The 8,320-nt window shown below is 67.3% G+C and carries 8 protein-coding genes and 1 pseudogene; 3 read left to right on the plus strand and 6 right to left on the minus strand.

Annotated features, from left to right (window positions below):
- Window positions 1–1,407, minus strand: coding sequence for a glycosyltransferase (locus ACILQR_RS02125; RefSeq protein ID WP_395649869.1), 1,407 nt, complete (start codon window positions 1,405–1,407; stop codon window positions 1–3).
- Between the two features lie 88 nt (window positions 1,408–1,495).
- Here ACILQR_RS02125 and ACILQR_RS02130 point away from each other — a divergent pair, with 88 nt between their 5' ends.
- Window positions 1,496–2,152: a TetR/AcrR family transcriptional regulator gene (locus ACILQR_RS02130; RefSeq protein ID WP_395649870.1), complete on the plus strand. Its 657-nt coding sequence runs from the start codon at window positions 1,496–1,498 to the stop codon at window positions 2,150–2,152.
- A 13-nt stretch (window positions 2,153–2,165) separates the two neighbouring features.
- Here the strand turns inward: ACILQR_RS02130 and ACILQR_RS02135 are convergent, their stop codons facing one another.
- Entirely contained in the window at window positions 2,166–4,253 is a 2,088-nt protein-coding gene (locus tag ACILQR_RS02135) for a transglycosylase SLT domain-containing protein (RefSeq protein WP_395649871.1), read from the minus strand.
- A gap of 93 nt (window positions 4,254–4,346) precedes the next feature.
- Here ACILQR_RS02135 and dapA point away from each other — a divergent pair, with 93 nt between their 5' ends.
- Window positions 4,347–5,243 carry a 4-hydroxy-tetrahydrodipicolinate synthase gene (gene dapA, locus ACILQR_RS02140; protein WP_395649872.1) on the plus strand — a complete coding sequence of 299 codons (897 nt, stop codon included), beginning with the start codon at window positions 4,347–4,349 and terminating at the stop codon, window positions 5,241–5,243.
- Window positions 5,243–5,746 carry an SsrA-binding protein SmpB gene (gene smpB, locus ACILQR_RS02145; protein WP_395649873.1) on the plus strand — a complete coding sequence of 168 codons (504 nt, stop codon included), beginning with the start codon at window positions 5,243–5,245 and terminating at the stop codon, window positions 5,744–5,746. Before dapA ends, smpB begins: the two co-directional genes overlap by 1 nt.
- Window positions 5,747–5,755: 9 nt before the next feature.
- Here smpB and ACILQR_RS02150 read toward each other — a convergent pair whose 3' ends face one another.
- From ACILQR_RS02150 to ACILQR_RS02165, 4 genes and pseudogenes are all read right to left on the minus strand, one after another.
- Window positions 5,756–5,983: a hypothetical protein gene (locus ACILQR_RS02150; protein WP_395649874.1), complete on the minus strand. Its 228-nt coding sequence runs from the start codon at window positions 5,981–5,983 to the stop codon at window positions 5,756–5,758.
- Between the two features lie 54 nt (window positions 5,984–6,037).
- The gene (locus ACILQR_RS02155; protein WP_395649875.1) at window positions 6,038–6,985 is read right to left on the minus strand and encodes a hypothetical protein; all 948 of its coding nucleotides are present in this window, start codon (window positions 6,983–6,985) and stop codon (window positions 6,038–6,040) included.
- Window positions 6,986–7,011: 26 nt separating this feature from the next.
- Window positions 7,012–7,980 (minus strand): hypothetical protein, encoded by a 969-nt coding sequence (locus tag ACILQR_RS02160; RefSeq protein ID WP_395649876.1) that lies wholly within the window; start codon window positions 7,978–7,980, stop codon window positions 7,012–7,014.
- Window positions 7,981–7,997: 17 nt separating this feature from the next.
- A pseudogene (locus ACILQR_RS02165) lies at window positions 7,998–8,320 on the minus strand (hypothetical protein); the annotation flags it as partial.

An 8,320-nucleotide genomic window follows, 5' to 3' on the forward strand; every position in this document is an offset into this window, starting at 1 on the left:
TTAGACGATCACAGCGGGCTGCGCATCCTCGTCGCGATGATGGGTGGTCTTGTCCCAGGCAAAAGGCTCTCGGATCAGCCGCCACAGGGCGTGGGCGAAGGCCAGGGTCAGCAGTGACCAGTATGCAGGCGCCGCGATCATGTCCCACGGCCCATAGGGCACGCGTCCTCGATAGGCTCCGATCGCGCATTGCAGCCAGGCTGCGGCCAGGGCCAGGACCAGCACGCTCATGGAGAACAGCGGCGGTGCCGGCGGCAGGCCTGCGGTGACCGACACCAGTACCCAGGCCAGCACCCAGGCCAGCGCAACGGCCTGGGCCGCCGCCGAGACCAGCCCTGCGCCGATCGTCATCGACATGGCGAACAGGCCCCTCAGGCCGAGCGTCCGCAGATCGCGCGTATGGACGCCCCAGGTCTGCATATAGCCCTTCAGCCAGCGCACCCGTTGCGGCAGCCAGTTGTCGAGGTCGCCCGGCGGGGTCTCATAGGTCGGGCGGTTGAGTACGCCCAGCCGCCAGCCGCGCCGCCACAGCTCGAACCCCAGGTCGGCATCCTCGGTGACGTTCCAGGCGTCCCAGCCGCCGACCTCGCGCAGCGGCCCGATGCGGAAATGATTGCTGGTGCCACCGAGCGGAAACGGAAGTCCGAGCCGCGCCATCGCCGGCAATTTGACCTCGAACAAGGCAGCATACTCGACCGCGAACTGGCGGTCGAGAAAGGGCGAGGCGCGTCGATCGTTGCGGCGTCGGATACGCAGCGGCGATTGCAAACAGGCGTAGGCCTCGGTCTTGTCGGCCGCGAACCGGGCGGCGGCCTCGCGCAGTTGAAACGGGTCCGGGTCGTCCTCCGCGTCATAGATGACCAGCAGGTCTCCCGTGGCGTGGGCCAGGCCATGGTTGAGCGCACGCGGCTTGGTCAGGGGCCGGCCGGGCGGCACGACCTTGATCTTGAGCCATTCCGGGCGCTCGACGGCCTGTGTCGCGTCGAGGGTCTCGAGGTCATGCGCTTCCAGCAACAGGAAGGCCTCGATCCTGTCGGGCGGATAGTCGATCTCGGCCAGACGTTCGATCAACTGGCCGACCACCTCGGCCTCGTCATGCAGGGCCGCGAGGATGGTGTAGCGCGGCAGCCTGTCTGCTGCCTCCAGATCCAGCACCTCGTCCGACGGACGATAGCCGCTCCCGGTAATCAGATAGATGCGCCATGCCGCGAGGATCAGAAATCCGGTCTGCAACGCGAACAGAAGTATGGCGAATGACGCCGCCGGCGCGCGGATCGCTGAAACCGTGAACGCCCCGATCAGACCGCAGGTAACGATCGCCTGACCGATGGTCATACCCCGGCGACGGGCGCCGATCCGGACGGGCGCAGTCCGTTCGATCTTCGGCGGCGCGAAATCCCTCGGCATCACGAAAACGCTAGTGACCCGATCAGACTTGGGCAACCCATTGGCGAACGCCTGCCAATGGCGCTATTCAAACCCAAGGTTCACAGGAGTGTCGCGTTTGAGCGTCCTCGTTTCATCCTCGCCGCAAGGTCCCGTGCGGTCCGGTCGCAAACCCAAGGGCGAGGGGCATTCCCGGCGTGCCGAAATCCTGGCCGCGGCCGAGCGAATCTTCGTCGAGCATGGCTATGAGGGCGCGACGATCCGCAAGATCGCCGACGAGGTCGGCCTGTCCTCGACCGCCCTCTACATGCATTTCGCCGACAAGGGCGAGATCCTCCAGGACATCTGCCGCCAGGCCTTCGAAGAACTGCTGGCCGCCAACCGACGGATCACGACGGATGAACCGGACCCCCAGGCCCGGCTGCGCGCGATGCTTCAGGGCTATGTCGCCTTCGGTTTCGCCCAGCCCAACGCCTATCGTCTGATCTACCTGACGCGCCCGATCGAGGCGCGAAGCGGTGCCCAGAACGCCGCCGAGACCCAGGGCCCCGAGCTGTTCCGATCCTTCCAGGTCGTGCTGGAAGAGATCAAGGCCACCGGACGGCTGCGCGGTGACGACGCGGCCGCCGCGGCGCGACTGTTCTGGGCGGGCACGCACGGCATCGTCTCGCTGATCATCACCAAGCCCTATTTCGACTGGGGCGACACGCGCGCCCTCAGCGACGGCATGATCGACGCCCTGATCCGGGGTCTGCTGAAGGCCTGATCGCGCGAGCCCGTCAGTTGCCGCTGTAGGCCTGATAGGCGGTCGGTCCCGGAGGCGTCCCGCGCGAGATGTCCGACGACAGGGTCAGGGGGGCCGAGCCGCCGTTCAGCCGCGCCTTGTAGACCGACAGGTTCTCCATCACCCGCATCATGTAGTTGCGCGTCTCCGTGAACGGCGCGCATTCGATGTAGTTGATGGCGGCCTCGACGCTGCCGCGCGGATCGCCGCAACGGGCCACCCACTGGGGCGCACGACCGGGGCCGGCGTTATAGCCGACGGCGGTCATCAGCATTGACCCACCGAAATTCCCCATCAGCTCGCCCAGGTGATAGCTGCCCAGGGTCATGTTGTAGTCGGCGTCCCACAGCCGCTCGGCCGAATAGCTCATGCCCAGACGCCGTGCGACGCCCGAGGCAGTGGCCGGCAGGAACTGCATCATGCCGCGCGCATCGGCACCCGACCGGGCGCGGGGATCGAAGCTGGATTCCTGGCGCGTGATGGCCAGGGTGAAGGGCAGCGGGGCCGCGCCCGAAACCTGGGGCGGGGTGCGCAAGGGGTACTGGCGTTCGGGCAACAGGATGCCGCGCTGGCTGGCCGCGCGTCCGACCATCATGGCCCCGAAGCCGTCGCCATAGCCGCGCATGGTATCCATCAGCAGGGCCAGATCGGTCGGGTTCGGCAGGGTATCGTCCAGGTGATAGGCGAAGACCCGCAGCAGGCTGGTCTCGCCCGTCTCGCCCAGGATGCGCAGGGCCCGCACCACCTCATTGCCCTCGAAGGCCGCAGCGTCGGCAGAGGTCGGGCGGGGGTCGGCGGGCAGGGTCAGGGTCGTCATCCCGGCCTTCTCGGCGGCGAGCTGGCCATAGAAGGTCTGGATATGCTGGGCCCCGTTGCGGTAGGCCTGCTGGGCACCGGCCTGATCGCCCTGGGCTTCGGCGGCGCGACCCAGCCAGTACATGGCGCGCCCCTGGGTGATCGGCGTGGACGACACGGTGCGCAGGGTCTCGAAATGGCGGGCGGCGCGAGCCGGGTCGTTGAGCTTGGTCAGGGCGACCCAGCCGGCAAAGAACTCCGCGTCGACCTTGCGATCGCCCGACGGGAAGCCGTGCCCGGCCATGGCGTCATAGGCGGCCTGATAATTTCTGTCCTGATAGGCGTCGAGGAAATAGTTGCGGCGCTCGCTCCACAGCGTGTCCTGGCCCTCCTTGTGCGAGGGCGCGGGCGGCAGGTAGCGCAGGATCGAATAGGCCTCGCGCTGGCGGTCCTGGGACCTCAGGATACGGACCCGCTCAAGCGCCACCGCCGGGTCCGTCGCCTGGGACGCGGACAGGTTGGCCACCATGGAATCGGGGCTGTAGGCCGAACGCAGCGCCATCACCGTATTGGCCACGGCGGCCTTTTCGGGTGAGGCCAGATTGACCATGGCCCGTGTCGCCGGACCGTGCGGCCCAAGCAGAAGCATCGACAGGCGGGCGTCGTGGTCGGCGGTGCTCAGCCAGCCGCTCCACTGGCCCAGGATGCGGGTCTGTTCGGGGGCCTCGAACGACCGGGTCCGCCACCAGTCGCGGATCAGGGATTGTGCCTCTGACGTACGGCCGGACTGGTCCAGTGCCCAGGCCAGAGCGATCGCACCCTGCACCGTCGTCGGCTGGCTGGAGCCGAAGAAGGCGAACACGGCGTCGGGCGAACCGCCGGCGCGGTCCAGCGCGATCTCGCCGGCGCTGCGCCGCGCCTCGACCCGGGGCCAGCCGTTCAGGGCCCGCTGGTCGCGCGACAGTTCGGCGTAGGACCTCGGAGGGGCCGAGGTATCGACCAGGGCCCATTCGACCAGCTTCCTCGCGGTCGGGTCGCCGATGCGGCTGATGGCGTCCTGGGTGCCGACAACGTCGCGAGACCGCGCCAGCGTCAGGCCGCGACGAAAGGCGATCGTGTCCGAATCGTTGAGCACGCGCGGTTGATAGGTGGCGGTCGAGACCTGGCTGTAGGGCTGGGCACCGTTCAGTTCCGCCGTCGACTGCGGCAGCAGGGATTCCACAGGGGGAGCCAGGACCGCCAGAGCGGCCGCAATCGTCGTCGCCAGCATCGTTCGTACAAACCCCATTCAACCCGGTTGCAGGCTTTGGGCCCACCACCTACCCTCTACCGCCTGTCACGGGCGCCCGCCGCCCATTTCCCACGCAGGTAGACTGTTTCTATGACCGCCCCTTTGTTCAAGGGCGTGATCACCGCCCTGATCACACCTCTTCGTGACGGAAACGTGGACGATGCCGCGCTGGAACGCCTGATCGAGCGCCAGATCGCCGCAGGCGTCCACGGCATCGTGCCGATGGGCACCACCGGCGAGAGCGCCAGCCTGACCCTGGACGAGGCGAAACACGTCGTCGCGCGCACGGTGGAGATCGTCCGTGGACGGATTCGTGTCATGGCCGGCGCGGGTTCGACCGCCACCGACAAGGCCATCGACCTGGTCCGCCATGCCAAGACGGTCGGCGCGGACGGCACCCTGGTCGTCACCCCATACTACAACCGGCCGTCCCAGGCGGGTCTGGCGGCGCATTTCGAGGCGGTGGCCGATGCGGTCCAGTTGCCGATCGTGCTCTACAATGTGCCCGGCCGGACCGGCGTGGACATGTCGAACGAGACCGTCGCGCGGCTGGCGGCTCATCCGAACATCGTCGGCATCAAGGATGCGACCGCCGACATGGGCCGGGTCAGCTGGATGCACGCCACGATCGGAGGCCAGCCCGGTGTCCAGTTCGACCTGATCAGCGGCGATGACCCCAGCTTCCTGGGCTATGCGGCGCATGGCGGGGTCGGGGTGATTTCTGTCACCTCCAACGTCGCGCCGGAGGCCATGGTCGCCCTGTACAACGCCGTGGTCGCCGGCGACTACACGGCGGCGCGGTCCTGGCAGGATCGGCTGATCGGCCTGCACAAGGCCCTGTTCCTCGACGCCTCGCCGGCACCGGCCAAATATGCGCTGGCCAAGCTGGGCCTCTGCAGCGAGGAAATCCGCCTGCCGCTGGTGCCGACCAGCGATGCGGTCAAGCCGGCCATCGACGCGGCCCTCGACGCCGCCGGGCTGGGCTGATGGCCACGACCAGGGAAAAGGCGGCGGCAGCGACCAAGGCCCCGATCACCAAGGCCAAGCTGATCGCCGAGAACCGCCGCGCCCGCTTCGACTATTTCCTGGAGGACAACCTCGAGGCCGGGATCATGCTGCTGGGCACCGAGATCAAGGCCCTGCGCATGGGCCGCGCCAATATCGCCGAAAGCTATGCGGCGGTAGAAGGCCGCGAAATCGTCCTGATCAACGCCGACATCCCGCCCTACGCCCAGGCCAACCGTTTCAATCACGAGCCGCGCCGGCCGCGGAAACTGCTGCTGCACAGAAAGCAGATCGATCGGCTCATCGGTGCGGTCCAGAAGGACGGCCAGACCATCATCCCCTTGCGCCTGTATCTGAACGACGACGGCAAGGCCAAGCTCGAGATCGCCCTGGCCAAGGGCAAGAAGCTGCACGACAAGCGCGAGGCCTCCGCCGACCGCGACTGGGCGCGCGACAAGGCCCGGCTGATGCGCGACAAGGGCTGAAGTCGGGGTTCAGGCCTCGGGGTCGTCCAGCGCGCACCGCGGCCCCGGCTCGTCGATCGCCTCGCGCCGCTCGATCAGGCCGATCCAGCCGTCGGCCAGCGTCAGCAACCCTTCGCGACGCGCCGCGTCATCTTCGGGCACGGCCTCCGCAATGAGGTCGCTGATGGCGGCGCGGCATTCCTTGACGGTTTTCACAGTGAAACAAGCGGTTACGCCGGGGAGGGCGGACGTGTTCAACCGGTGCGGATCACCGTTGTTCCGTATGGCGAAGGTCGGGTAGCGGACGTTTGTTCAGTCCTGCGTTGCCACGTCCATCGCCCGCCTTGCACGGACGATCGAGCCCGCAATCTCGCTGGCGCTGGCCCTTTGGTTCACCGACATCCGCTGCGCCTGATACAGCCCCTTCAGATAGGCCTCGTCCCACTGGGTCAGGCCGGCGACGCCTTCGGGATCATCGAAGACGTTCAGGATCGTGGCATAGCCGCCGGTGTCGGCGTCGGCATCGACCTGGGCCAGGGTCACCATGGCCAGATAATCGGCCAGCTGATGTGCCGACAGTGCGGCGACCTGATCCACATCGACGATGATGAAGACCCGCTCGATATCATCCTCGGTCGGCGACGACAGTCGCGACCCCAGCGTCTTCACGCCCGGTGCCATGTCCGACGGCAGCAGGCACGACCCGCTGCAATAGCCGGGAATACGAACGGCGTTCCGGCCCATCTCATCGACCGGCAGGGTCACGGTCCACCAGCGCACCGGCCGGTCGGTCGCCTGAAACCGGCGCAGAGCGGCTGCACCCTGATCCATGCCGGCCCCGCCGACGCGGAACAGGCGGGGGCGCATGGCGACGAACTGCGGGGTAAAGACGGCGGCGTCTTCGGTGGCGACGATGATGACATTGGGCGTGCAGCCTGCGCCGCCGGGCGTCAGCCCCACGGTTCGCGCCGTCTCGGACACCCGCTCCACGATGAACCGGGCCGCCGGGGCCTGAAGATTGAGCACGTCGACGCAGATCGCGCCGCGCCACCGCGCCAGACCCCGATTACGGGACGGTGCCCCGACCTCGCGCACGAACTCGCGTGTCGCCGTCTCTAGAGTGCGTCCCGTGACAGTCAGCTCGCCGAGGTCAACGGCATCCACGGTCGGCGTAGACGGGACCGGGCGAGGTGAGACGTCCTGGATCGCGGATTCAGGCGTGGCGGACAGGACGGCACTGAGGATGGCGGCGATCAACATGACGGGCTCCCGGCGGCCGTGCTCAACTACTGCGCTGTATCTTGATTGGCCGCCCTGGCCAGATCGTGGTGGGCACCGATGATGGAGGCGACGATCTCGGTTCGGCTGGCACCCTGGCTCTTGCGGGTGCGGGTCGCGTCATAGAGGCCTTGCAGATAGGCCTTGTCCCAGTTGGTCAGGCCCTCGGTCTGGGTCGGGTCGTCGAATACGTTCAGGATCGTCGCATAGCCGGAGGTGTCGGCCTCCGGATCGACCTGGGCCATCGACACCAGGGCGATATAGTCGGCCAGCTGGGCCAGCGAGATCGCGCCGATCTTCGTCACGTCGACGATGACGAAGGTGCGTTTTGTGTCGTCCACGATCTGGGTGCTTAGTCTGGACGCCGCACGGACGTCGATGTTCGGCGCGAACAGCATGACGTTGTTGGCATCGCCATTATCGGCACCGCCATTGACCGAGCCCGGCAGGCGCACCGCAATCTGGCCCGTGTCGCCATCGACGGGGACGCTGACGTTCCACCAGCGGACGGGCTGGTCGTTGGTCTCGAACCGTTGCAACGCGTTGCGTCCGCGATCCATACCTGTTCCGCCGACGATGAACAGTCGAGGGCGAGAGGCCACGAACTGAGGCGTGAAGGCATTGGCGTCCTGGGTCGCCACGACCAGGATCGACGGCTCACAACCGGGGTCACCGACCCGAAGACCCAGATCCTGTGCCACGGTCGATACCCGGTCGGCGATATACTGGGCCGCGTCGTTCTGAAGGTTCGCCACGCCGACGCAGACCCCATTGCGCCAGCGGGCCAGGCCGCGACCGCCGGCCGGGGCCCCGACCTCCCGGACGAAGTCCTGGGTCACCTCCTCCAGACGACGACCCTCGACGACGATGTCTTCAAGGTCGGTCGCCGGGACCGACGAAGGCTCCTGGGCTTGCGGGACGCTTGCCTGGACCGGTGCGGCCAGCAGGAGGGCGGAGAACAGGGTAGAGATCAGCATTGGAGTCCTGCTTTCAGTTACTGCGCGCCGTCTTCCTCGTTCGTCATGCCCTGGCGAACCCGGATGATCGAGGAGACGACCTCGGCGCGGGCGGCGCCGACGCTGGCACGGGTGCGCTGGGCGTCATAAAGGCCCTTCAGATAGGCCTTGTCCCACTGCGTCAGACCGGGCGCATAGGCCGGCTCGTCGAACAGGTTCAGGATGGTCGCATAGCCGGAGGTGTCGGCCTCCGGGTCGATCTGGGCCAGGGCGACCATGGCGATATAGTCGCCGAGCTGTTGCAGGGTCACATCCCCGATCCGGTCGACATCGACGATCACAAAGGTGCGCTTCAGGTCCT

Origin of the sequence: Brevundimonas sp., from assembly GCF_044239655.1 — a bacterium.
GTDB lineage: Bacteria > Pseudomonadota > Alphaproteobacteria > Caulobacterales > Caulobacteraceae > Brevundimonas.

What these genes read in the sequence shown, in the direction of transcription:
- ACILQR_RS02125 (WP_395649869.1), bottom strand. Translation starts at nt 1,407, where the DNA reads ATGCCGAGGGATTTCGCGCCGCCGAAGATCGAACGGACTGCGCCCGTC.
- ACILQR_RS02135 (WP_395649871.1), bottom strand. Translation starts at nt 4,253, where the DNA reads ATGGGGTTTGTACGAACGATGCTGGCGACGACGATTGCGGCCGCTCTG.
- dapA (WP_395649872.1), top strand. Translation starts at nt 4,347, where the DNA reads ATGACCGCCCCTTTGTTCAAGGGCGTGATCACCGCCCTGATCACACCT.
- smpB (WP_395649873.1), top strand. Translation starts at nt 5,243, where the DNA reads ATGGCCACGACCAGGGAAAAGGCGGCGGCAGCGACCAAGGCCCCGATC.
- ACILQR_RS02155 (WP_395649875.1), bottom strand. Translation starts at nt 6,985, where the DNA reads ATGTTGATCGCCGCCATCCTCAGTGCCGTCCTGTCCGCCACGCCTGAA.
- ACILQR_RS02160 (WP_395649876.1), bottom strand. Translation starts at nt 7,980, where the DNA reads ATGCTGATCTCTACCCTGTTCTCCGCCCTCCTGCTGGCCGCACCGGTC.